Below are 22,866 nucleotides of genomic sequence, written 5' to 3'. Positions count from 1 at the left end.
ATGCACCATACCCTGATATGGCGCCTCATGCGGCTCCTCCAGGCTGCCGCCACCGGTCTGCCGTCAATGTCCCGCCCGGGTCCATCAGGCCTCGACGTCAACGACGACCTTGCCCGCCCCGGCGCCCCGGGCGACCAGTTCGTGCGCCTCTGCGACGGTGTCGAGGGTGAAGCGGCGCGGGTCGAGTCGTGGACGCAGCGCGCCGGCGTCGGCAAGTGCGGCGCCCTCGCGCAGGATCTCCCCATGATGTTCCCGGCCCTGTCCGGTCAGCATGGGCAGCAGGGTGAACACTCCGGAGTAGGTCGCCCCGCGGAACGACAGCGGTGCGAGGGAGTGCGACCCCCACCCCAGCGCGCTGACGACGTGTCCCTCATAGGTGCGCACCGCCGCGAACGAGGCGTCCAGCGTCGGGCCGCCCACGGTGTCGACGACGATGTCGAACCCCTGACCCGCGGTGTGGGTCCCGACGTACTCCTCGACGCCGCTGACGCGGTAGTCGATGGGCACCGCGCCCAGGCTCCGGATGACCTCGATGCTCGACGAACTGCCCGTCGCGTACACCTCGGCGCCGCGGGCGCGGGCGAGTTGGATCGCGACGTACCCGACGCCGCCGGCGCCGCCGTGCACCAGCACCTTCTGCCCGGCGCTGACCCCGGCCCGGTCGACCAGCCCCTCCCAGGCGGTGATCAGGGCCAGCGGCAGCGCGGCGGCCTCGCGCATGGAGAGCACCCCCGGCTTGCGCGCCAGCAGCCGGCAGTCCACGGCGGCGTACTCCGCCAGCGAGCCCTGCAGATCGGCCACGCCACCGGTGAGTCCGTACACCTCGTCGCCGGGCTGGAAGCTCGTGACGTCCGGACCCACGGCGACGACCACCCCGGCGAGGTCGAGGCCGAGCACCGCCGGCGGACGGACTCGGGCGTGCGGAGCCTGGCCAGCCTGGATCTTGGTGTCCAGCGGATTGACGCCGCTGGCGACGATGCGCACGAGCACCTGGCCGGCGCCGGCGGTGGGCAGGTCGATCTCGTCGACCCGCAGGGGCGAAGCGAACTCCCGCAGTACCACGGCCCGCATGATCAATCAAACCTTCCTGTCGTGGGAACGCCGGGCGCGGAAGGCCCCGCTCCAGCCCGCTTCGTGGCAGCTGATCGGGAGGCCCGGCCTGGAGCCCTAAGCAGGTCGACATGCCCGATTCAAGCCGGCTCGGAGAATTTCTCCGGGCCTACCGCGGTCGGGTGGACCCGAAAGAGGTCGGACTGTCCGGGTGTGGCGGCCGGCGGGTGCTGGGGCTGCGCGGACGGGATTCCCGCTACGTTGCGGGTCGTCGCAGCGCGTCCATGACGAGGTCGAGCAGGTGGCTGCTGCGGGTCTCGAAGTTCTCGTCCGGACTGATGCGCCAGAGGAAGCCAACCAGCAGCAGGAGATCGTCGGCGGTCACGTCGGCGCGGACGTCGCCGGCCTGCTGGCAGGCGCGCAGCAACGTGCCCATGGCGTCGACGACCGGGTCGTACCCCTCGGTGGCGAGCTGCTCCCTGGTGGAGCTGTTCAAGGCGCCGGCCAGGCCGTGCTTGATCCTGCCGTAGCTGCCCAGTTCGTCGAGCCATCGCCGTAGCGCGGCGAGCGGAGGGTTGCCGGCGGCCAGCCGGGGCGCGGCGTCGACGAGGTCCTGGACGTCGCGTCGGTGTACCGCCAGGACGAGCGCTTCCCGGTTGGGAAAGTTGCGGTACAGGGTGCCCTGACCGATGCCGGCGAGCTTGGCTATCGACTGCATCGAGGCGTCGGGGTCCTGCTCCAGGGCGGTGCGCGCGGTGTCGAGGATTCGGGTCCTGTTGCGCTCGGCATCGGTCCGCCGACTCGGTGCTTTCGACCGGTCACCGGTGCTGCGATCCATGTCACTCCTGTTCACTGGCGAAGTGGACATGTGTCCGCTAACGTCGAGGGCATGCGGACACCTGTCCGCTTAGGGCTCCATCCTAGCCACCGGCATCCGCCCCCAGGAGTGGAGAACGACACCATGACAGACACAGGCAAGACAGGTATCCGGAACAAGGTCGTCGCCGTCACCGGCGCCAGCAGCGGAGTCGGCCGCACCGCCGCGCTGGCCCTGGCCGCTCGCGGGGCGACGGTCGTCCTCGGCGCCCGGCGGAGCGACCGCGTCGAGCGGCTCGCCGGTGAGATCCGTGAACGCGGCGGCCGCGCCCTCGCCCTGGCGACCGACGTGCGGCGGCGCGACGACCTGGTCCGAATGGTCGACGCGGCGGTCACCGAATTCGGCCAGCTCGACGTTCTGGTCAACAACGCCGGCATCGGCCCGATCTCTCCGCTGGACGCCCTGCGCGTCGATGAGTGGGACGACATGATCGACGTCAACCTGCGCGGTGTACTGCACGGCATCGCCGCTGCGCTGCCGGTCTTCCGCCGCCAGGGGTCTGGACACCTGGTGACGGTGGCGTCCACCGCCGCGTACCGCACCGTTCCCGGGCAGGCGGTGTACTCCGCGACGAAGACTGCCGTGCGAACGGTCTGCGAAGGGCTGCGGCAGGAGGTCGGCGACACGGTACGCGTCACCGTCGTCTCCCCGGGCTTCGTCCACACCGACTTCGTCCACGCGGTCGCCGACCCCGACACCCGCGCCGCGCTGTTGGCCAGCCGCGACGCCATGGCGCTGGATCCCGCGGCGATCGCGGACGCCATCGCGTACGCGGTCGCCCAGCCGGATCAGGTCGACGTCAACGAGATCGTGGTACGGCCCACCGCGCAGCGGTGACGGCAGAGGCGGTGGGGCGTCGCGGATCGACGTCCCACCGCCGTCCGGCTTCCCGGCCACGTCTAAGGGGTGGGGCCGGCGGGACTCGAACCCGCACTGGTGCGGACCTAAACCGCATGCCTCCTGCCAATTGGGCTACGGCCCCATCACCGTGCACACCGGTGTCACGGCCCAAGGATCGTAAACCACGGCCGGAGCCGCGGCCGTCGGCGCACGGCCGTCCTCGCCGAGGGCTGTCAGTCGAGCCCGAGGTCCCGGCGCAGCTTGGCGACGTGGCCGGTGGCCTTGACGTTGTAGAACGCGTGCGCGACCCGGCCCTCCTCGTCCACCACGAACGTGGAGCGGATCACGCCGGTGACTGTGCGGCCGTACATCTGCTTCTCGCCGTACGCGCCGTACGCGGTCAGCACCGCCTTGTCCTCGTCGGCGACCAGGGGGAACGTGATGGCGTCGCGGTCGCGGAACTTGGCCAGCTTGGCCGGCTTGTCCGGCGAGATGCCCACCACCTCGTAGCCGGCGGACTGCAGCGAGGCGAGCGAGTCGCGGAAGTCGCACGCCTGCTTCGTGCAGCCGGGCGTCATGGCGGCCGGGTACGCGTACAGGATGACCTTGCGGCCGCGCAGGTCGGTCAGGGAGAGGGTCCCGCCGTCGTCGGTGGGGAGGGTGAACTCGGGGGCGGGGTCGCCGGGCTTCAGGCGGTCGGTCATGGCGGTGACGATACCGCCGCGCCCGGGTCGGTGACCGACGGCGACACCCGGTCGACCGTGATGATCACCATGCCTTGTTGCAAGGGATTGGCAACAACCCCCTGCCGGAAATAGGCTCATCTCGTGGAAACCCTGGCGATGCACATCTCCAACGGGATCATCGACGGTCCCGTCGCCGCGATCTTCGCGGCCTTCGCGCTCGCCGCGCTCACGTTCTGCGTGCTGCGCGGCCGGGCCGACCTCGACGACCGGCTGGCGCCGATGGCCGGTCTGGTGGCGGCGTTCATCTTCGCCGTGCAGATGCTCAACTTCCCGATCTTCACCGCCGGGGTGAGCGGCCACCTGCTCGGCGGCGCGCTCGCCGCGCTGCTGGTCGGCCCCTGGGTCGGTGCCCTCTGCGTGGCCGTGGTGCTGGTCGTGCAGGCCCTGGTCTTCGGCGACGGCGGGGTGGCCATGCTCGGCCTCAACATCACCAACATGGCGATCCTCGGCACCGCCGCCGCCTACCTGCTGATCGCGCTGCTGCTGCGGGTCCTGCCGCGTACGCCCGCCGGGCTGGCGGTCACCGCGTTCGTCTCCGCGCTGGTCAGCGTCGTGGTCGCGTCCCAGGGCTTCGTGCTGCAGTACTGGCTGGGTGGCACCACCGACCTCGGTGGCAACCTCGGCGGGCTGGCCGGCACGATGGCCGTCGCCCACCTGCTGATCGGCATCGGCGAGGGCCTGATCACCGCGACCACCGTGGTCACCGTCGCCAAGGTCCGCCCCGACCTGGTCTATGCGCTGCGCGCCCTCAAGCCGGCCGTGCCGGCTCCCGCCGTCCCGGTCGCCGGAGGTGCCCGATGAGCAAGCGTCCCTGGCCGTTCCTCCTCGGTGGCCTGCTGGTGGCGCTGCTGCTGGCCGGCGTGGTCAGCAACTACGCCTCGTCGCACCCGGACGGGCTCGACTCGTCGCTGCTCAAGGGCTGCACGGTGAACGCCGACGACGAGATCACCGGCGGCAGTTGCCCGGCCCAGCAGGCCAAGGACCACGAGCTGGCGGACAGCCCGCTGGCCGACTACGGCGTACGTGGGATCGGCAACGACTTCCTCTCCACCGGCCTGTCCGGCGTGCTCGGTGTGCTGCTCACCTTCGCGGTCGGCGGCGGCCTGTTCTGGCTGGCCCGCCGTCGCGGTCCGGCCCGCGCCACCGCGACCGGCCCGACCACCGACGCCGCGGACCCGGTGGGCGCCACCGCGACCGGTACGCCCCGGTCCACCGACGGCCGCTGAGCCGGGGAGGTCGACGAATGGGCGCCGGGCACGCGCACGTGCTCTACCGCGAGTCCGGCTCGCCGGTGCACCGCCTCCCGCCGGAGGTGAAGATCGCCGCCATGGTGCTGTTCACCGTGGCGGTGGTCGCCACCCCGCGGGAGGCGTACTGGGCGTTCGGCGGATACGCGCTGCTGGTCGCCGCGGTGGCGGCGCTGGCCCGGGTCGGCCCGCGCTGGCTGCTCGGGCGGGCGCTGATCGAGCTGCCGTTCGTGCTGTTCGCGTTCGCGCTGCCGTTCCTCGGCACGGGGGAGCGGGTCGAGGTGGCCGGGCTCGGCCTCTCCGTCGACGGGCTGCACGGCGCGTTCAACATCCTGGCCAAGGGCACGCTCGGCGTCCTCGCGTCACTCCTGCTGGCGGCGACCACGACGACACGTGACCTGATCCTGGGCCTGGACCGGCTGCGCTGCCCGCAGATCCTCACCCAGATCGCCACGTTCATGCTGCGCTACCTGGAGGTGCTGGTCGGGGAGGCCCGGCGGATGCGGGTGGCCCGGGTGTCCCGGGGCGACGACCCGCGCTTCCTGTGGCAGTTGCGCGGCTTCGCGGCCGGGGTCGGCGCGCTGTTCCTGCGCGCCTTCGAGCGGGGCGAGCGGGTCTACCTGGCGATGGTCTCCCGCGGCTACACCGGCCGGATGCCGGCGGTCTGGCAGGGGGCCGGGGCGGCCACCGCCGGGCAGTGGGCGGTGGGCGCGACGGTGCCGGTGATCGCGGCCTCCATCGCCGCCGCCGCGCTCGTCCTGCAATGATCGGGTACGTGCAGCAGCCGCCCTCCCTGGACGTCAGTGGCGTCCGGTACGCGTATCCGGACGGTCACGTCGCCCTGCACGGGGTGGACCTGACCGTGCCGCGCGGCGACCGGGTGGCGCTGCTCGGGCCGAACGGCGCCGGCAAGACCACGCTGGTGCTGCACCTCAACGGCATCCTCACCCCGACCGAGGGGACGGTGGCGGTCGGCGGCCTGACGGTGACCCGCGACCGGGACACCCTCGCCGAGGTCCGCCGCCGGGTCGGCATCGTCTTCCAGGACCCGGACGACCAGCTCTTCCTGCCCACGGTGGCGGAGGATGTCGCGTTCGGCCCGGCCAACCTGGGTCTGCGCGGGGCCGAGCTGGCGGAACGGGTCGACGAGGCGCTCGCGGCGGTGGGCATGGCCGAGCACCGGGACCGGGCGCCGCACCACCTGTCGTTCGGGCAGCGGCGCCGGGTGGCGGTGGCCACCGTGCTGGCCATGCGCCCGGAGATCCTGGTGCTGGACGAGCCGTCGTCGAACCTCGACCCGGCGGCCCGCCGGGAGCTGGCGGAGATCCTGCGCGGCCTGCCGGTGACGCTGCTGATGGTCACCCACGACCTGCCGTACGCGGCCGAGCTGTGTCCCCGCGCGGTGATCCTGGACGGCGGCCGCATCGTCGCCGACGCCCCCACCGCAGACGTCCTCTCCGACGCAACGCTGCTGTCCGCACACCGCCTCGAACTCCCCCACGGCTTCGCCCCCACCTCCCCCCGCTCGCCCTGACCCCACCGACCTCGGCGATCTTGCACTTCGGGCCTCGGCACAACGGACAAAAGCCGAACTCGTGGGGCCGCAACTGCAAGATCGCCGCCGCGGGGGCGCCAGGGGGCGCGAGGGCGGGTCAGGGGGCGCGGGTCAGGTGGGGGTGGGGGGCGGTGCGGGCGGCGGTGCGGAGGCGGAGCAGACCGGCGGCGACCGCACCGGCGCCCGTGGCCAGGGCCACGGCGACCAGGACGCGCACCAGTCCTGCGGGGCCGGCGGCCGGGGGGACCGAGCGGGACAGCACGGCCAGGTTCGACACCCCGGCGAACAGGGTGAGGCACGCGCCGGCCAGCGCCAGCGTGAAGTCGGCGGCCGGTCGGCGGGCCAGCGCGTAGCCGCCGGCGGCGAGCGCGCCGAGGCCGGTGAGCAGCGTCCACACCTGGCCGGTGACCAGCTCGGCGAGCAGGCCGCCGAACCCGGGGCCGCCGGTGTCGAGCGCGCGGCCGACGGTGAGCGTCACGGCCGCCACCCCGCCGAGGGCGAGCAGGCCGCCCACCGCGCGCAGCGCACGTACGCCGGCGGTCGTGCTGCCGGGCACCAGCCCGGCCGCGCCGATCACCAGGAAACCGAGGGTGGCGGCCACCCACCAGGGGTACGGGTCGGGCGGCGGCACCCAGTCCAGCGTCCCGCGTACCTCGATCGGTTCGGTCCCGGCGCGCAGCGGCACCACCCAGTCGCGGACCCGCTGCTCCCGGTCGGGGGCGGCGGCGACGGCGGCCGGTGGGACGTCCCCGCGCCACAGCGTGCGCTGGTCGTGCCAGCGGGCGGTGGGTCCGTCGTCGATCCGCCGCCAGTCCGGCGGGGCGGCCGGGTCCGCCTCGGCCGGCAGTCGGGTCTCCGCGGCCAGCGTCCGGTTCAGCCAGGTGGCCGGCGAGCGCCTGTTCTCGAACACGCCGCCGGGGCCGATCCGCAGGTAGGGCTCGCCGGAGTAGCCGAGCACGGTCACGTCGGCGCCGGTGCGGTTGGTCAGCTCCAGCCGCGCGCCGGCCTCGACCATCCGGGCGGTCAGCCCGGGCCGGTCCGGGCTGACGCCGGTGACCGCGCCCCGGTAGTCGGTGCCGTCGGGGGCGTCCGCGCCGTGCGCGGCGGCCGGTGCGGCGAGCGCGAGCAGGGCGGTGGCCGCGACGGCGACCACCAGCCCGGCCCGGCGCAGCGGTGCGGGGATCACTTCCCGGCCGCCTCCACGGCCGCCTTGATCCCGTCCGGGCTCTTGTCCTGCACCTCGCTGCCGTTGACCTTGATGGTCGGGGTGCCGGTCACGCCGGACTTGCTCGCCTCGTCGGTCACGTGCTCGGTCCACGACGTGTAGGTGCCGTCGTTCACGCAGGAGGCGAAGTCGTCCCGGTTCAGACCGACGCCCGCGCCGATGTCGATCAGCTCGTCGTTGCTGAGCCCGGCGCTGCCCTCCGGCGGCTGCTTGGCGAAGAGCTGGTCGGTGAACTCGCGGAACTTGCCGCCCTTCGCGGCGCAGCCGGAGGCGGCCGAGGAGCGGGTGGAGTATTCGGTGGTGGAGAAGCGGTTGAGGAAGGCGACCGGGTGGAAGACCACCGTCGCCTTGCCCTCGCTGACGAGCTGGTTGATGGTTGCGCCGTTGACCTGCTGGAACTGCTTGCAGACCGGGCAGAGGTAGTCCTCGTACAGGTCGATGGTGACCGGGCCGCTGCCCTCGACGATGCCGGTGCCGGCGTCGTTGGCGCCGGGCGGCGCGGTGAATTCGTCGGACTTCTGCGAGGAGTAGACGGCCCAGCCGATGCCGCCGGCGATGACCAGCACCAGTACCGCGGCGATGGTGGTGAAGAGGGTGCGCTTGCGCCGCTTCTCCCGGGCGATCTGCTCGCGCACCACCCGTGACGCGTCCTTGCGTCCCTTGCGACTACTCATCCTCGTCCTCCACGATGTCGCCCGCGAGCCAGCCGTCCACCGAGAACGGGGTGCGGGGCCAGATCAGCAGGAATCCGGCCAGTAGCAGGAATCCCAGGTCCCGGAGGATCTCCGGGAGGTAGCTCGGTGTCTCGCCGGCGCCGAGCTGGCCACCGCTGCCGAAGCACCCGCAGTCGATGGCCAGACCGCGCGCCCAGGCCGAGGCGATGCCGACGATGAAGACCACCAGCAGCGCGGCGGAGACACCGGCGCTGACCCGGGTGGCCAACCCGACGAGCAGCAGCAGACCCAGGGCCAGCTCCACGAACGGCAGCGCCGCGCCGATCACCGTGGCCAGGTCGTACGGCATCACCTGGTAGGCGTTCACGGCCCGACCGGAGGCGGCCAGGTCACCGACCTTGGTGCCACCGGCGATCAGCCAGACGGCGGCCAGCCCGAGGCGGGCCGCCACGCCGAGCCAGGGCCGCAGGGCCCGCCAGCGGTCGGCCCGGGTGGGGGAGGGGGTCACAGTCATTCGTCGTCCGGGAGGCATGAAAGGTTCCCGCTATCCGGCCAGCGTGTCGCCGACGGCGCCGACCAGCTCGTCGCGGGCCCGCGCGACCCGGGAGCGGATGGTGCCCACCGGCACCCCCTCCACGTCGGCGGCCTCGGCGTAGGACAGGCCGAGCAGCTGGGTGAGCACGAACGCGGAGCGCCGCTCGGCGGGCAGCCGGCGGACCAGGTCGGCGGCGCCCAGCTGGCCGGCCGGGTCCGGACCGGGCCGGTCGGTGGCCGCCTGGGCGGCGAGCCGTTCGTCGAGCCGGCGGCGGCGCACCACGGTCCGCAGGTGGTCGGCGCAGGCCCGGCGGGCGATGCCGAGCAGCCAGGTGCGTGCGGTGGACCGACCCTCGAAGCCGGGCAGCGCCCGGAACGCCCGCAGGTAGGTCTCCTGGGTCAGGTCGTCCGCGCTGTCCGGGTCGACCAGGGCGGCGGCGAAGCGCCAGACCTCGGCCTGGGTGGCCCGGACGAAGGCGGCCTGGGCGGCCGGGTCGCCGTGCCGCGCGGCCAGCGCCCACCCGGTGGCCGTGTCCCGCGCAGCCTCGGACCCCGGCTCGGGGTGGTCGGCGGCGGTGTCGCGCGGGGCGGGGATCACGACAGACGAGGTTACGCGGCGTACCTGTGGGTGACAGGGTCCTTCGGCCCATTCCGTGGTCCCGCACACGCCGGGAACTTTTTCCGTCCGTCCACCGACTACCCCCTCATGACCTCCGACCAGGTTCCGGTGGCGCGCGTCACCGCACCGATCGGGCGCCGCGGCGCGCCCGGCGGAGGTCGGCTCGCCGGGCCCGCCACGGTTCGGGAACCATGGCGGTCATGACTGCTGCCGTACGCCGCCCGCCCGGGGTCGTCGCCGCCCGCTCCGGGACCGTCGCCGGGCTGCTGCTCCTCCTGGTCACCCTGCTGCTCGCCCCGGCCACGCCGGCCAGCGCCCACGCGGTGCTGGTGAGCAGCAGCCCTGCCGCGTCCGCCGTGGTGCCCGAGGCGCCCGCCCAGGTGGTGATCACCTTCAGCGAGGGCGTCCGGAAGGTGCCCGGCAAGGTCCGGGTGATCGCGCCGGACGGCTCCCGGGCCGACCGGGGTGAGCCGACGTTCCAGGGCGCCGAGGTCACCATCCCGGTGGACCCGTCCGGCGCGCGCGGCACCTACCTGGTGAGCTACCGGGTGATCTCGGCGGACAGCCACCCGGTCTCCGGCGCGTTCACCTACTCGGTCGGCGCGCCGTCGGAGCCGCCGACCGACACCGGCTCGGACAACCGGGCGAACCCGGTGACGGAGAACGCGGTCAAGGTGGCGAAGTACGTCGGCTACGTGGGCCTGCTGCTGCTGGTCGGCCCGGCCCTGGTGCTGGCCGCGCTCTGGCCGCGCCGGCTGTCCCGCCGGGGCCCGGCGCGGCTGGCCTGGACCGGGCTCGGCGTGCTGGCCGCGGCCACCGTGGCCGAGTTGTGGCTCCAGGTGCCCTACACCAACGGCGGCGGGCTGTTCGACGTCACCGGGGCCGGCCTGGGCGACGTGCTGGGCAGCGCCTACGGCACCACCCACCTGGTCCGGCTGGGCCTGCTGGCGGCGGCGGCGTTCCTGCTCCGCCCGCTGTTCGCCGGTCCGGTCGGCCGCACCGACGGGATCATCCTGGCCGTCCTCGGCGGTGCGGCGTTGTTCACCTGGCCGCTCGCCGGTCACGCCGCCGCCTCCCCGGCGCCGGCCGTCTCGGTGGTGGTGGACGCCGTGCACCTGGGCGGGATGGCGGTCTGGCTGGGCGGTCTGGTGATGCTGGCGGTCTTCCTGCTGCGCCGCGCCGACGAGCGCGAGCTGGACGCCATCCTGCCGATCTGGTCCCGCTGGGCCGCGTTGGCGGTGGCCGCGCTGCTGCTGGCCGGCACCGTGCAGGGTCTGATCGAGGTGGCCAGCCCAACGGCACTGGTCGACACCACCTACGGGCGGCTGCTGCTCGCCAAGATCGTGCTGTTCGCGTTGGTGATCGGCGTGGCCGCGTACTCCCGGGCGCTGGTGCGCCGGCGGGTCGCCGCCGGCCGGCCGGGTTCGATGCGGCGGGCCGTGGTGGCCGAGCTGGCGATCACCGCGGTGGTGCTGGGCCTGTCCGCGACGCTGGTGCAGACCACCCCGGCGCGGACCGCGGCCGCCGACGTGGCGGGCGCGCCGGCCGGCTACTTCTCCACCACGCTGAGCAGCCCGATCTACTCGCTCCAGGTGGAGCTGGACCCGGCCGAGAGCGGCAACAACTCGCTGCACCTCTACGCCTACACGACCGACAACCGGCCGCAGCCGGTGCAGGAGTGGAAGGTCACCGCGGCGTTGCCGTCGGCCGGGATCGAGCCGATCACGGTGCCGCTGCTGCCGCTGAGCGACAACCACGCCACCGGCGAGGTCAACCTGCCGGCCCGGGGCGACTGGCAGCTCCGCTTCACCGTCCGCACGTCCGACATCGACCAGGCCACGGTGACCGCCACCGTGCCGATCAAGTAACGGAAGGTTCCCTCTGATGATCCGTCTCCGGCGTCCCGCGACCGCCGCCGCGCTGACTCTCGCCGCTGTCACCACCGCCGTCCTCGGCCTGGCCGGGCCGGCCTCGGCGCACGTCACAGTCAACCCGAAGGAGGGTACGCAGGGCGGCTACGGTCGGTTCGCGTTCCGGGTGCCGAACGAGAGCGACACGGCGTCGACGGTCAAGGTCGAGGTGAACCTGCCGGCGAACGCGCCGGTGGGTTCCGTCTCGACCATGCCGGTGCCGGGCTGGACGGTGGCGGTGGAGAAGCGCAAGGTCGACCCGCCGATCGAGGTGCACGGCAGCCAGCTCACCGAGGCGGTCTCCAAGCTCACCTTCACCGCGGCGCAGGGCGGCGGCGTCAAGCCGGGCGAGTTCCAGGAGTTCCCGGTGTCGATGGGGCCGCTGCCGCAGGTGGACACCATGGTGTTCAAGGTGCTGCAGACCTACTCCGACGGCAACGTCTCCCGCTGGATCGAGGAGCCGACGCCGGGCGCGGAGGAGCCGGAGAACCCGGCCCCGGTGCTCACGCTGGCCGCCGCGGCGTCCGCGTCCCCCGGCGCGAGCGCGCCGGCGGCCGCCGCCGCGGACGACGACGATGACGACGACGACTCGGGCGCGGGTACCGCGCTCGGGGTCGCCGGCCTCGTCGCCGGCCTGGCCGGCCTGGTCCTCGGCGGGCTGGCGTTCGCGCGTACCCGGCGGGAGCCCACCGAGACGTCCTGAGCACGGCGACAGTCACCGGCCCGGCGGATCGTGTCCGCCGGGCCGGTTGCCGTCCCGGGGTGGGTGCGGCGGATATCCGCAGATCGCGCCACCGGCGTCGGTAAGGTCGGCCGGGTAGTTGGCTACCGAGAGGGACGACGCGAATGCGTTTCGTACGCACGATCGCCGGCATGCTGGCACTGGCAGTGGGGGTCGCGGTGCTGGTGGCGGGCGCCGGGCTCGGGATCGCCGCGCGGCACGCGGACCCGGACGGCGGCTTCTCCGCCCGCTTCGAGCCGGTCCGCACGCCCGCCCGCGCGGTGGTGGTCACCGATGTGGACGCGATGCTCCGTGCCGACCTCCCGATCGTCCGGACCGGGCAGGCCCGGCTGCGCCTCACCGCGCGGGACGCCGGCGGTCCGGCGTTCCTCGGCCTCGCCCCGACCGACCAGGTGCGACGGTGGCTGGCCGACGTCCCGCACAGCACCGTGCGACGCGTCGCGGTGACCCGGGGCCCGCTCCCGGTCGGTCTCGACCCGGCCACCGTTGGCGTCGCCGACGCCGTCCCGCTCGGCCAGCCCTTCTGGGTACGCCAGGGCGTCGGCTCGCTGGAGTGGAGCCCGGCCGACTTCGCCGACCGGTCGCTGAGCCTGGTGGTGATGCGCTCGGACGGCGCGGCCGGGCTCGACCTGGAGATGTGGGGCGAGGCGCGGGCCGGCTGGTTCCCCGGGGTGGTGTGGGCGCTGCTGGCCGGCGGGACGCTGCTGGTGGTCCTTGCCGCGGTGCTGTTGCTGCGCCCGAGCCGGCCGCGCGAGGTCGTCTTCGTGGTCGAGCCGGACCAGGTTCCGGTGCTGGCCGGGCGGCTCGGGGTCAGCTCGTTGAGCGGGCTGGGCCGGCAGCCGGCCCCGCCGCCACTGCCCCGGCGGCAACTGGTCGCCGTCGGCGCGCCGCCGGCCGAGGAGTGAGCCCTGGACGGCGGATGGCCCTCCGCGCTGCCGACGCGGAGGGCCACCGTCACCGGGGGAATTCGGTGCTACCTGGGAGAAACCTGAGGTAGTTGGGACAAGATTAGCGCCGAACCGGCCCAGACGCGAGGTCTGTCCGGTCAGTCCGAATTTTCGGATGCGTCGTCGCGGCCCCGGCGGATCGGCAGCACCGCGAGCAGCAGCAGGCTGAGCAGCACGTAGAGATTGCGGACGACGAAGTCGACCGGATCGTCCGTGTGCACGATCGCGGTGCCCCAGTCCTGGAACGTCACCAACCCGTACACGATCGGCAGGCCGACGCCGGCGGCCAGCGCGAGCAGGCCGCCGCGACGGCGCGCCCCGGCGGGCGTCGCCGGATCGGCGTCCAGCGCCGCGTCGACGAGCACCACCACGGCGGGGACGAACCAGTACAGATGGTGGATCCAGGTGATCGGGCTGACCAGCCCGCCCACCAGGCCGGTCAGCGTGAGACCCACCAGCGCGTCCCCCGCCCGGGCCGCGCGCGCGGCCCGCCACAGGCCGAATCCGGCCACCACCAGCACGAGCAGCAGCCACGGCAGCCGGTCCGGCTCGGCCGACGCGCTCAGGCGGCTGAGCAGTCCGAACAGGGACTGGTTGCCGGTGTAGTCGGTGCGGCCCACCCGGTCGGTGGTCCACAGCTCGTGGGTCCAGAACCGCCACGAGTCGCCCGGCACGACCGCGGCGGCCAGCAGCGTGGCCGCCGCTGCGGTCGCCGTCGCCACCGCCGCCGCCCGCCACCGCCGGGTGGCCAGCAGGTAGAGCACGAATATGCCGGGGAAGAGCTTGAGCGCCGCCGCCAGTCCCACGCCCACGCCGGCCCAGCGCCGCCCCTGCGGTACGGCGAACAGCAGGTCGGCCAGGACCAGCACCACGAGCAGCATGTTGATCTGCCCGAGCGTGAGCGTCTCCCGGGTGCTCTCCACCGCCAGCACCAGCAGCACGGCGACGGTCAGGCCGAACCCGCGCGGCAGGTCGTGCCGCCGCAGTACCGGCAGCACCAGCCAGCCTGTGGTCACCACCACGGCAACCGCGGTCAGCACCGCGAAGGTGGCGATCGCCACCCCGAGCCGCAGGTACGAGAACGGCGCCAGGAGCAACGCGGCGAGCGGCGGATAGGTGAAGTAGAGCTCGCCCTGCACCCGGTCCGGCTGGACGTAGTCGTAGAGCGGGTGCCCGGCCGCCCACCAGTCCATCGCCGACATGTAGATCTTCTGGTCGAAGTAGTCGTGGCGCAGGTTGCGCAGGTAGAGCGCCGGCAGGATCGCGACCAGCGCCAGCACGGCGACCACCCGCCGGGCCGTGCGTCCGCCCGCGTCGTCCTGGGAGACGGCGGGCGGGGCGACGGATTCGGCTGGCACGGGGAAACCCTAGCGGTCCACCTGGCCCCCGGTGCCGAGGCGCGGGCGGGTCGGCGGCGCGTAGTCTGTCCCGGTGGCTGATCTTCTCGTCTGGATCGACTGTGAGATGACCGGGCTGGACCTGCGTCGGGACGCCCTCATCGAGGTCGCCGCGCTCGTCACCGACCCGGACCTGAACGTGCTCGGCGAAGGCGTCGACGTGGTGATCCACGCCGACGACGCGGCGCTGGAGGGCATGCCGGAGATCGTGCGGACCATGCACGCCAAGTCCGGCCTGACCGAGGAGGTACGCCGCTCCACGGTCACCCTGGCCGAGGCCGAGGACATGGTGCTCGACTACGTGACCAGCTATGTGAAGGATCCGCGTACCGCGCCGCTGTGCGGCAACTCGATCGCCACCGACCGTGGCTTCCTGGCCCGGGACATGACCCGGCTCGACGCCCACCTGCACTACCGGATGATCGACGTCTCGTCGATCAAGGAGCTGTGCCGGCGCTGGTACCCCCGGGTGTACTTCGGCCAGCCGCAGAAGGGCCTGGCCCACCGGGCGCTGGCCGACATCCGGGAGAGCATCCGCGAGCTGGAGTACTACCGGCGGACCGTGTTCGTGCCGCTGCCGGGGCCGGACGTGGAGACCGCGAAGGCGATCGCCGCGCAGCTCTGACGCCCGGGCCGAACCCGGTGGACGGGGTCGGCCGGGGTGTGGCTATTATTAGTCCGCGCACCGCCCGGGTCGACCGGAGCGGCGAGCATGGTGGCTGTAGCTCAGTTGGCAGAGCACCGGGTTGTGGTCCCGGTTGTCGTGGGTTCAATTCCCATCAGTCACCCCAGTGCCGAAGCCCCCTCCTCCGGGAGGGGGCTTCGTCGTGTGCGGGGACCGGCGGGGCCACACCCCCGGAAACGGCGAGCGGCCCGCCCCGGGTCGGGGACGGGCCGCTCGGCGGCGTCGGTCAGGCGGTCGGCTGCGGGCTCGGCGTCTCGGCGGACGGGCTGGTGTCGTCGCCCGGCTCCGCCGGCGGCTCGTACGGCAGGGCGCTGCCCTTGACGTACTCGTCCCAGCTCATGTTCCAGTCGGTCCAGCCGTTGCCGTTCTGGAGCTTGCGCTCGGTGCCCTTGACCGTGATCGGGTCACCGATGCGGGTGTTGGCGAACAGCCAGTTGCCGTCCTTCATCGAGACGTTGACGCAGCCGTGCGACACGTTCGTGCGGCCCTGCACGCCCTCGGACCAGGGCGCGGCGTGGATGAACTCGCCGCCCCAGGTGAGCCGCTGGGCGTAGTCGATCTCGGTGCGGTAGCCCTCCTCCGGGCCCAGCTCCTCCATCGTGTCGAAGACGGTGTGGCGGAGCTTCTCGATCACCACCATCGTGCCGCTGGACGACGGGGTGCTCTTCTTGCCCAGGCTGACCAGGATCGTCTTGACCGCCTTGCCGTCCTTGGTGACGGTCATCCGCTTGGTGCGGTTGTCCACGGTCATCACGAACGCCGGGCCGATCTTGACGTCGACGGTGAGGTCGGAGCGGCCGTACCAGCCGTCGCCGAGCGGCAGCCCGCCCGCCTGCACCTTGTAGGAGACCGTGCTGTTGGCCTTCCAGAACGTCTTGGGCCGGTAGCGCACCTCGGTGGGGCTCACCCAGTGCCAGACGCCCTCCTGGGCCGGCTTGGCGGTGACCGTCATCCGGCGCTGCATGTCGTCCCGGTAGTCCTCCGGGATCGCCCGGCCGAACTTCACGATCAGCGGCATGCCCACGCCGACGACCTGGTTGTCACCGAGGAAGCTGCTGACCCGGATCTGCTTGGACGGCTTGGCCATGGTGGTGAACGTGCTGGTGGCGGTGGCCGCCTTGCCGTCGTCGCCGGTCGCGGTCACGGTCGCGGTGTAGGTCTGCCCGTAGTCCAGGGCGCCGGCGGGCAGCCAGCTCTTCCCGTCCGCCGCCATCTCGCCCTCGACGGCCTTGCCGGTCGAGTCCTTCACCTCGACGCTGGTCTCCTGCGCCTCGGTGGTGGTGAAGGTGACGGCGGTGGAGGCGGGGACGTCCTTGGCGTCGGCGGCCGGCTCGCTGATGGTGGCCGCCGCCTTCGGGGCCTTCTCGCCGCCGTCGCCGCCGCCCTGCCAGCTCGACGACCCGTCGTCGCCGCCACCGGTGCAGGCGGAGGTCAGGGCCATGGCGGCGGCGAGCACCACGGCCGCGAGCGCGCGGCGCCCGCCGCGCCGGGCGGTTCCGCCCCGGATCAGTTCGTCCTGGCCAGCTCGCATGTTTCCCTCACAAGTGTGATGCCCGGTCCCCATCGTCTCTGGTCAGACGCACCGGAACGGTGACCCGTTGCCGGGAGTGAAGCGGAACACCCTGGCGACGGTGTAACGATTCTGTTGTCACCCGGCGCTGACCTCGGGGAGCCGTCTCCGGCTGGCCGCGCGCGACGGTGCGTCCGACCACGTTACGCCGGTCAGAACGGCTCCGGCTGCCCGCCCTTCGGCACCGGCAGGGCGCTGCCCTCGACGAAGCGCGACCAGCTCATGCTCCACGCCGTCCACCCGTTGCCCGGGGCCAGCTGCCGCTCGGTGCCCTTCACCGTGATCGGATCACCGATCAGCGTCTTGCCGAACAGCCACCGACCGTCCGCCATCGACACGTTGACACAGCCGTGTGACACGTTCCGGCGTCCCTGCACCCCCTCCGACCACGGGGCCGCGTGGATGTACTCGCCGCCCCAGGTGAGCCGCTGGGCAAAGTCGATCTTCGTCACGTACTGGTTGTTCGGGTCCGGCTCGTCCCGGGTGTCGAAGACGGTCGACTCCTTCTTCTCCATCACCACCATGGTGCCGCTGGAGGACGGGGTGCTCTTCTTGCCCAGGCTCACCGGCAGCGTGCGGATCACCGCGCCGTTCTCGGAGACGGTCATCCGCTTGGTCGCGTTGTCGACCGACATCTCGAACGCCCGGCCGATCTTGGCGGTGGCGCTCCGGTCGATGTTGCCGTACTTCCCGTTGCTCAGCGGGATCCCGGCCAGCGCCAGCCGGACGGTGAGCGTGGTGCCGGTCTTCCAGTACTCCGGGGCGCGGTAGTAGGCCTGGGTGCCGTTGCCGACCCAGTGCCAGGCGCCCGGCTGCGGCGGGTCGGTCTGCACGAACATCCGCTTCTGCACCGCGGCCCGGTCCTTCTTCGGGATGCCGGGGGAGAACTCGGCGACCACGGGCATGGCCACACCGTAGGTCTTGTCGCTGAACAGGTAGAGGCCGGAGCCGATCATGGACTTGGGCTTGGCCATCGTGGTGAACGTGCTGGTGCCCTGGTGGGGCGCGCCGTCCTTGCCGGTCCCGGTGACCGTGGCGGTGTACTTGGTGGCGTACTTCAGCGCGGTGGACGGCACCCAGCTGGAGCCGTCGCGTCGCATCCGCCCGGCGACGGTGGCGCCGTCGGCGGTGGTGAGCACGACCTTCGACACCGTGCCCCCGCCCGGGATCCGGGCGCTGATCTCGCTGCTGACCGGCCGTCCGGTCGCCCCGTCGGCGGGGCTCACGGTCAGCGGCGGCGCCGCGTCGGCGGCGTCGCTCGGCGCGGCGCTCGGATCCGGCGCGCTCGACGAGACCCCGCCGACCTGCTGCTGGCCGGGCACGAACGCCGGCTTCTCCTCGTCGCCGCCGCACCCGGTCAGTGCCAGCGACGCCGTGAGGACCAGGGCGCCCACCATCGCCCCGGCCCGCGCGAACCTGCCCATGCCCACCCCTGTCGTAGCGTGCCTGGCGGACATCGTGCCCCATCGACGCCATCGGACCCGCCCCGGTACCGTGCCGGTCGGGTGTTTTGGGCATTTTTGCCGGTTAAGCTCGACCGAAGGGTGGAGCCCGGTATCGGATTGGGACCCGCCTCAGCGGGCATGCTAAGGTTCTTCCCGTTGTCAGCGAGCGCCGCTAGCTCAACTGGCAGAGCAGCGGACTCTTAATCCGCGGGTTCGGGGTTCGAGTCCCTGGCGGCGCACCAACGAGCAGGTCCCGATCTGATCATCAGGTCGGGACTTCTTCGTCTCCCGCGACGAGCAGGAACGACCGGTCCCCGACAGAGCACGGGAATCCGCCCGCTCCGCCCCTACAGTCCCCACCATGAGGTGGACGGCGCGACTCGCGACAGCGCTCCCCGTACTGGTGACCGCCCTGGTGGCCGGGGCCGTGGGCGCCGCCGCGGCGCCCGCCGACGGCGGCCTCGGCCTGGCCCTGCGGCCGGGCGCTGCGGACTACCGCGCCGGCGACCAGGTCCGCCTGGACCTCACCGTCACCAACGCCACCGGTGCGGCCTGCGCGCTGCCCACCCGCGCCGTCGGCACGGTCCAGGTGACCGGGGTACGCCGGGACGGGCGCGACGTCACCCCGGCGCTGGCCCGCAGCTTCCACGACGACGGCATCGGGGCCGCCGCGACCGCCGGCCTGACCACGGTGGAGCCGGGCGCGACCGGCACCGTCACCCTCACCGGCGTCCGTCTGTCCGGCGGCGACGTCGCGCTCCGCTCGGTGGCGGCCACCTCGGACGGCGGCGGCCTGGACACGCTCTGGCCGGTCGGCGCCCCCGGCCGGTACGAGGTCACGGCCGGCTACGTGACAGTCCCGATCACGGGCGCGACGAACCTCTGCCCGGGCGCGACAGCGCTGCGGACCGCGACCTTCACCGTCGGCGACGGGCCCGGCCCCGGCCGGCGCTGGCTCTGGCCGGCCCTCGGCGCGCTGCTGCTGGCGCTGCTCGTCGCCGCGCTGGTCGTCCTGTTCCTGCGCCGCCGCCGTCGGCCGACCGCCGCCGCGGCGGTCCTGCTGCTCGTGGCGGTCGGCGCGCTGGTCGGCGGCGGGTCCCGCCCGGCGCGGGCCGACTACTCGGTCGACCCGACCGCCGGCGTGCCGATCCCCGGCGTCGACTTCCAGGCCCTCGTCGACGGCTGCCTGGCCGGGTTCGCGCAGCCCGGCGGCGACCCGTCCGGCCTGCTGCCCCGGCTCACGGACAAGAAGAGCCCCCGGGTGCGGATCATCCCCACGCCGGGCGGCTCCGGCGCGTTCGAGACGCCGGAGAGCAGCGACGGCAAGGGGTCGTCCACGGTCACCTGGAACCCGACCTCCACCGACCCGTACGGCGACGGCGTGGCCCGGGACCCCTGCGCCGCGCTCTACCACGAGCTGAACCACGCCGACGACATCTCCCGGGGCGCGGTCCCGCAGGGCGACTGCGGGAGCACCAAGATCCGCACCGCCGAGGTGAAGGCCACGCTCGCGGAGAACCGCTACCGGGCGGCGAAGGGCCTGCCGCCGCGCCAGGAGTACGACGGGAAGCCACTGCCGAAGAGCCTCGACGAGTGCAAGAAGCCGGCGAAGAAGACACCCCCGCCGAAGGGGCCGGTCAAGCTCTGCGAGGACGGGGCGGACTGCGGCGGCAGCAACGGCGACCCGCACCTGGTCACCTTCGACCGGGTCGCCTACGACTTCCAGGCCGTCGGCGAGTTCACCCTCGTCGCCTCGACCGCCGGCGACCCGCTGGAGGTGCAGGTCCGGCAGGCGCCGATGGCCGGTACGCGGACCGCCTCGGTCAACTCCGCGGTCGCGTTCCGGCTCGGCGACCACCGGGTCGCGCTCACCCTCACCGACGGCGGCACCCGCGTGCACGTCGACGGCGCGCCGTCGGCCACGCCGCCGGAGCGCACCGACCTGCCCGGCGGCGGCAGCCTCACCCGCCGCCCGTCCGACACCGGCCCCACCGACGGGTACGACCTGGCGTGGCCGGACGGATCCGCCGCCGCGGTGGACCAGATCGGCCGCTACGGCTACCGGGTGCTGGTCCGGCTCGCCGACGGCCGGGCCGGGAAGGTGCGCGGCCTGCTCGGTGACTTCGACGGCGACCCCGCCGACGACATCGCACCCGCCTCCGGTGCCCCGCTGACCCAGCCGGTGCCGTTCGGGAAGCTCTACCCCGCGTACGCGGACAGCTGGCGGATCACCGCCGACCGCTCGCTGTTCCCCTACGCCGACGGCGAGAACACCGCCACCTTCACCGACCGGGCCTTCCCCGAGCGGGAGGTGACCGTCGGCGACCTCGACCCGGCCCGCCGCGCGTCCGCCGAGCAGGTCTGCCGCTGGGCCGGCATCACCTCACCGGCGCAGCTCGCCGAGTGCGTCTTCGACGTCGCCGTCAGCGGGCGACCCGAGTTCGCCGTGGCCGGCGCCACCACCGAGCGGGTCGTCCCGCCGGCCGGCACGCCCATCACCGCCGTGCCCGTCGCCACCGCCAGTCTGACCCCCGGCGGCGAGCCGCTGACGTTCCCCGGCCGCGCCGGCGACGCCGTCTTCGTCGACGTCACCGCGCCCGGCATGGCCGACCGCTGCTCGCCGTACCTGCTCGTCGCCCCGGACGGGCGGGAGACCGCGAGCGGCTGCGTCATCAGAGGCGTCGGGTACGTCGACCGCGTCGACCTCACCACCACCGGCACGTACGCGCTGCGCGTCACCGCCGCCCCCGGCGACACCGGCCGCGCCGCCGTCCGGGTCTACGTGGCGAAGGACAGCGGCGGCACGCTGCAACCCAACGGCCCGGCGGTGACCGCCTCGATCGGGCAGCCCGGCGCCCGGGCCCGCTACCGGTTCACCGGCGCCGAGGGGGAGCGGGTCTACGTCGAGGTGCCCGAGAGCACGCTGACCGACCAGTGCTCGCCGCTGGAGCTGCGCGACGCCGGCGGGCAATTGCTGCGCAGCGGCTGCGTGATCAACGGCGTCGGCGAGGTCGACGGCACCGTCCTGCCCGCCGACGGCACGTACACCGTGGTCGTCGACCCGGTGGAACGCGGCACCGGCACCGCCACCCTGCGCCTGGTCACCGGCCGCGACCGGAACGCGACGGTCGCGCTCGGCGGGCCGCCGGTGGTCGCCGTCGTGGACCGGCCCGGCGCGGTCACCGGCTACCGGTTCACCGCCCCGGCCGGCGCCTCGGTGACGGTGACCGCGACCGCTGCGACCCTGCCCGACCAGTGCGGCGTGCTGGTGCTGCGCGCCCCGGACGGCGGCACGCTCGCCACCGGCTGCGTGATCAACGGGGCCGGCGACATCGCGTCGACAGTGCTGCCGTCCTCCGGCACGTACACGCTGCTGGTCGACCCGTCCGGGGCCGCGACGGGGCAGGTCACGCTGGCGGTGCGGTGAGGCCACCCCTGCCGTTCGGGGGCGGCGCGGGGGCGTGCTAACGTCTCGTCCCGTTGTCGGTGAGCGCCGCTAGCTCAACTGGCAGAGCAGCGGACTCTTAATCCGCGGGTTCGGGGTTCGAGTCCCTGGCGGCGCACCAACGAGCAAGGCCCTGACCTGGTGGTTCACACCGGGTCGGGGCCTTCTACGTGTCCGCTGGTGGGGGGTGGTGTCAGCCGGACAAGGGCGGTACCGCACCGGTCCGGCGGGCGAGCAGCGGAGAACGCCTGCGGGCATGGGTGAACTGCCATTCCAGGTTCGGCGCTTCGCTCGTCAGGGAGGGGACGCGGTAGTGAGCGGCCAGCGCGTCCTTGACGCCGAGGAACAACCACGCCCAGTAGGTCGGCTGCACGAGGTGCCACTCGACCTCCGACAGCGCCCGCACCTCGTCGTACCCTCGCAGCACGTCGTCCTGGTAGCCGCGCCACGAGAGCGCGAAGTCGGCCACCTGGAACGTGTGATGGGTGGCCTCGAAGTCGAGCAGGCCGGTCAGCCGCCCGTCGTCGAACAGCAGGTTCCACGGCGTGAAGTCGCCATGGATGACGCTGCGCGGCGCGTCCAGGTCAGGATGGTCGGTGAACCACGACACCGCGGCTTCGTGGCAGCGCCGCAGCACGCCACCCTGGACCGGGTTCGCTGCCTCGTGGCACCGCAGCAGGCGCTCCAACTCGGGGTCGGCGACGACGTCGGCGGGTGCGTGGAAGCCGCCCCGCTGATCGCCGATGCCGGTGGCCGCCGCGCTCGCGTGGAACTCCGCCAGCAACCGTCCCCGGGCGCGCCGTTCGGCTGGCTGGTCCTGCGCGGCCGGCGACGCGGAACGGCCGGGCAGCCGGCGGAACAGCACCCACGCGCCGCGCGGGCGGGTCAGCGGCTCCTCGATTGGTTCCGGCGTGGGCCAGCCCAGGCTGCGCACCGCGGCAGCGACCCGCAACGCGTAGCGCCAGTCGGGAAAGGTCGCGTCGTCGAAGAACTTCACGATCAGCTCGGCACCGCCTCTCGTGGCCGCCCAGGTGCCGCTCACCCGGTCCGCCAGCACCGGCCCGGGCGTCAGCCGCCAACCCGCGCACACCTCGGGGTCGATCACCGCAGCTGTCCGCGGACGCGCCGCACCGATCACCGTGCCCCCTCCGCCTTCGACATCCGTCCGCCTCCGACCGGTGCGTCGTCATCAGAGTGACGAATCAGTCCATCGGCATCGTACGGATCTACGGCATCACGCTGCTGCCGTAGATCGCGCGGCTCGCGCCGTGCTCGGTACGACCGTGCGCGAGGCCCGCGAGACGGCGTGGTGAGTGCCGGTACGCGAGTTGGCACCGACAGGCGTGCCCACCCCGCGC

At 73.4% G+C, this 22,866-nt stretch carries 20 protein-coding genes, 4 tRNA genes and 1 pseudogene; 13 read left to right on the top strand and 12 right to left on the bottom strand.

Going from position 1 to position 22,866, the window contains the following annotated elements:
• Positions 1-84 precede the first annotated feature (84 nt).
• Positions 85-1,071, bottom strand: coding sequence for a zinc-dependent alcohol dehydrogenase family protein (locus COO58_RS00905; protein ID WP_098743444.1), 987 nt, complete (start codon positions 1,069-1,071; stop codon positions 85-87).
• A 235-nt stretch (positions 1,072-1,306) separates the two neighbouring features.
• Positions 1,307-1,888, bottom strand: coding sequence for a TetR/AcrR family transcriptional regulator (locus tag COO58_RS00900; protein ID WP_091580906.1), 582 nt, complete (start codon positions 1,886-1,888; stop codon positions 1,307-1,309).
• Between the two features lie 123 nt (positions 1,889-2,011).
• Between COO58_RS00900 and COO58_RS00895 the strand changes: the two genes are divergently transcribed.
• Entirely contained in the window at positions 2,012-2,764 is a 753-nt protein-coding gene (locus COO58_RS00895; protein WP_091580902.1) for an SDR family oxidoreductase, read from the top strand.
• A gap of 70 nt (positions 2,765-2,834) precedes the next feature.
• Here COO58_RS00895 and COO58_RS00890 read toward each other — a convergent pair.
• Positions 2,835-2,909, bottom strand: a tRNA-Leu gene (locus COO58_RS00890).
• A gap of 91 nt (positions 2,910-3,000) precedes the next feature.
• Positions 3,001-3,471, bottom strand: coding sequence for a thioredoxin-dependent thiol peroxidase (gene bcp / locus COO58_RS00885; RefSeq protein WP_098743442.1), 471 nt, complete (start codon positions 3,469-3,471; stop codon positions 3,001-3,003).
• Positions 3,472-3,594: 123 nt separating this feature from the next.
• Here bcp and COO58_RS00880 point away from each other — a divergent pair, with 123 nt between their 5' ends.
• From COO58_RS00880 to COO58_RS00865, 4 genes are read left to right on the top strand one after another with little or no spacing between them, the layout of a single operon-like run.
• Positions 3,595-4,314 carry an energy-coupling factor ABC transporter permease gene (locus tag COO58_RS00880; RefSeq protein WP_091580891.1) on the top strand — a complete coding sequence of 240 codons (720 nt, stop codon included), beginning with the start codon at positions 3,595-3,597 and terminating at the stop codon, positions 4,312-4,314.
• Positions 4,311-4,739: a PDGLE domain-containing protein gene (locus COO58_RS00875; RefSeq protein ID WP_245666847.1), complete on the top strand. Its 429-nt coding sequence runs from the start codon at positions 4,311-4,313 to the stop codon at positions 4,737-4,739. Before COO58_RS00880 ends, COO58_RS00875 begins: the two co-directional genes overlap by 4 nt.
• Before the next feature lie 17 nt (positions 4,740-4,756).
• Positions 4,757-5,527, top strand: coding sequence for a cobalt ECF transporter T component CbiQ (gene cbiQ / locus COO58_RS00870; RefSeq protein ID WP_091580888.1), 771 nt, complete (start codon positions 4,757-4,759; stop codon positions 5,525-5,527).
• Positions 5,524-6,294, top strand: coding sequence for an energy-coupling factor ABC transporter ATP-binding protein (locus tag COO58_RS00865; protein ID WP_098743440.1), 771 nt, complete (start codon positions 5,524-5,526; stop codon positions 6,292-6,294). Before cbiQ ends, COO58_RS00865 begins: the two co-directional genes overlap by 4 nt.
• Before the next feature lie 118 nt (positions 6,295-6,412).
• On the opposite strand, the gene COO58_RS00860 is transcribed toward COO58_RS00865, so the two are convergent.
• Genes COO58_RS00860 through COO58_RS00845 form a run of 4 tightly spaced genes read right to left on the bottom strand, consistent with a single transcriptional unit; the run spans position 6,413 to position 9,346 of the window.
• The gene (locus COO58_RS00860; RefSeq protein ID WP_369700165.1) at positions 6,413-7,501 is read right to left on the bottom strand and encodes a hypothetical protein; all 1,089 of its coding nucleotides are present in this window, start codon (positions 7,499-7,501) and stop codon (positions 6,413-6,415) included.
• Positions 7,498-8,214 carry a thioredoxin domain-containing protein gene (locus tag COO58_RS00855; protein WP_091580877.1) on the bottom strand — a complete coding sequence of 239 codons (717 nt, stop codon included), beginning with the start codon at positions 8,212-8,214 and terminating at the stop codon, positions 7,498-7,500. Before COO58_RS00855 ends, COO58_RS00860 begins: the two co-directional genes overlap by 4 nt.
• Entirely contained in the window at positions 8,207-8,728 is a 522-nt protein-coding gene (locus tag COO58_RS00850; RefSeq protein WP_091580872.1) for a MauE/DoxX family redox-associated membrane protein, read from the bottom strand. Before COO58_RS00850 ends, COO58_RS00855 begins: the two co-directional genes overlap by 8 nt.
• 30 nt (positions 8,729-8,758) lie before the next feature.
• On the bottom strand, positions 8,759-9,346 hold the full coding sequence (locus tag COO58_RS00845) for a sigma-70 family RNA polymerase sigma factor (RefSeq protein ID WP_091580869.1): 588 nt from the start codon (positions 9,344-9,346) through the stop codon (positions 8,759-8,761).
• Positions 9,347-9,567: 221 nt separating this feature from the next.
• Between COO58_RS00845 and COO58_RS00840 the strand changes: the two genes are divergently transcribed.
• From COO58_RS00840 to COO58_RS30555, 3 genes and pseudogenes are all read left to right on the top strand, one after another.
• Positions 9,568-11,235 carry a copper resistance CopC/CopD family protein gene (locus COO58_RS00840; RefSeq protein WP_091584073.1) on the top strand — a complete coding sequence of 556 codons (1,668 nt, stop codon included), beginning with the start codon at positions 9,568-9,570 and terminating at the stop codon, positions 11,233-11,235.
• A 16-nt stretch (positions 11,236-11,251) separates the two neighbouring features.
• Positions 11,252-11,980 (top strand): YcnI family protein, encoded by a 729-nt coding sequence (locus COO58_RS00835; protein WP_098743439.1) that lies wholly within the window; start codon positions 11,252-11,254, stop codon positions 11,978-11,980.
• Between the two features lie 656 nt (positions 11,981-12,636).
• Positions 12,637-12,909 (top strand): annotated as a pseudogene (locus tag COO58_RS30555) (hypothetical protein); the annotation flags it as partial.
• A gap of 155 nt (positions 12,910-13,064) precedes the next feature.
• Here COO58_RS30555 and COO58_RS00825 read toward each other — a convergent pair.
• Entirely contained in the window at positions 13,065-14,324 is a 1,260-nt protein-coding gene (locus COO58_RS00825) for a glycosyltransferase 87 family protein (RefSeq protein ID WP_098743435.1), read from the bottom strand.
• Positions 14,325-14,397: 73 nt separating this feature from the next.
• Between COO58_RS00825 and orn the strand changes: the two genes are divergently transcribed.
• Both orn and COO58_RS00815 read left to right on the top strand, forming a co-directional pair.
• Positions 14,398-14,988 carry an oligoribonuclease gene (gene orn / locus COO58_RS00820; RefSeq protein ID WP_091580855.1) on the top strand — a complete coding sequence of 197 codons (591 nt, stop codon included), beginning with the start codon at positions 14,398-14,400 and terminating at the stop codon, positions 14,986-14,988.
• A gap of 90 nt (positions 14,989-15,078) precedes the next feature.
• Positions 15,079-15,154, top strand: a tRNA-His gene (locus COO58_RS00815).
• Positions 15,155-15,274: 120 nt separating this feature from the next.
• Here the strand turns inward: COO58_RS00815 and COO58_RS00810 are convergent.
• Positions 15,275-16,579 carry an Ig-like domain-containing protein gene (locus COO58_RS00810; protein ID WP_091580850.1) on the bottom strand — a complete coding sequence of 435 codons (1,305 nt, stop codon included), beginning with the start codon at positions 16,577-16,579 and terminating at the stop codon, positions 15,275-15,277.
• Positions 16,580-16,770: 191 nt separating this feature from the next.
• Positions 16,771-18,042, bottom strand: coding sequence for an Ig-like domain-containing protein (locus COO58_RS00805; RefSeq protein ID WP_091580846.1), 1,272 nt, complete (start codon positions 18,040-18,042; stop codon positions 16,771-16,773).
• Between the two features lie 187 nt (positions 18,043-18,229).
• On the opposite strand from COO58_RS00805, the gene COO58_RS00800 reads away from it, so the two are divergent.
• The 3 genes from COO58_RS00800 to COO58_RS00790 all read left to right on the top strand — a co-directional run bounded on the left by COO58_RS00800 (position 18,230) and on the right by COO58_RS00790 (position 21,629).
• Positions 18,230-18,305, top strand: a tRNA-Lys gene (locus tag COO58_RS00800).
• A 119-nt stretch (positions 18,306-18,424) separates the two neighbouring features.
• Complete coding sequence (locus COO58_RS00795) at positions 18,425-21,490, top strand: VWD domain-containing protein (protein WP_098743433.1); 3,066 nt, start codon at positions 18,425-18,427, stop codon at positions 21,488-21,490.
• 63 nt (positions 21,491-21,553) lie between these two features.
• A tRNA-Lys gene (locus tag COO58_RS00790) sits at positions 21,554-21,629 on the top strand.
• Between the two features lie 72 nt (positions 21,630-21,701).
• Here COO58_RS00790 and COO58_RS00785 read toward each other — a convergent pair.
• Positions 21,702-22,646 (bottom strand): phosphotransferase enzyme family protein, encoded by a 945-nt coding sequence (locus tag COO58_RS00785; RefSeq protein WP_098743431.1) that lies wholly within the window; start codon positions 22,644-22,646, stop codon positions 21,702-21,704.
• Positions 22,647-22,866: the final 220 nt, after the last annotated feature.

This window comes from Micromonospora sp. WMMA1996, from assembly GCF_002573675.1.
Taxonomy (GTDB): domain Bacteria; phylum Actinomycetota; class Actinomycetes; order Mycobacteriales; family Micromonosporaceae; genus Micromonospora; species Micromonospora sediminicola.
The sequence above is the reverse complement of the archived record's forward strand: the minus strand, read 5'-3'. Positions and strand labels throughout refer to the sequence as shown.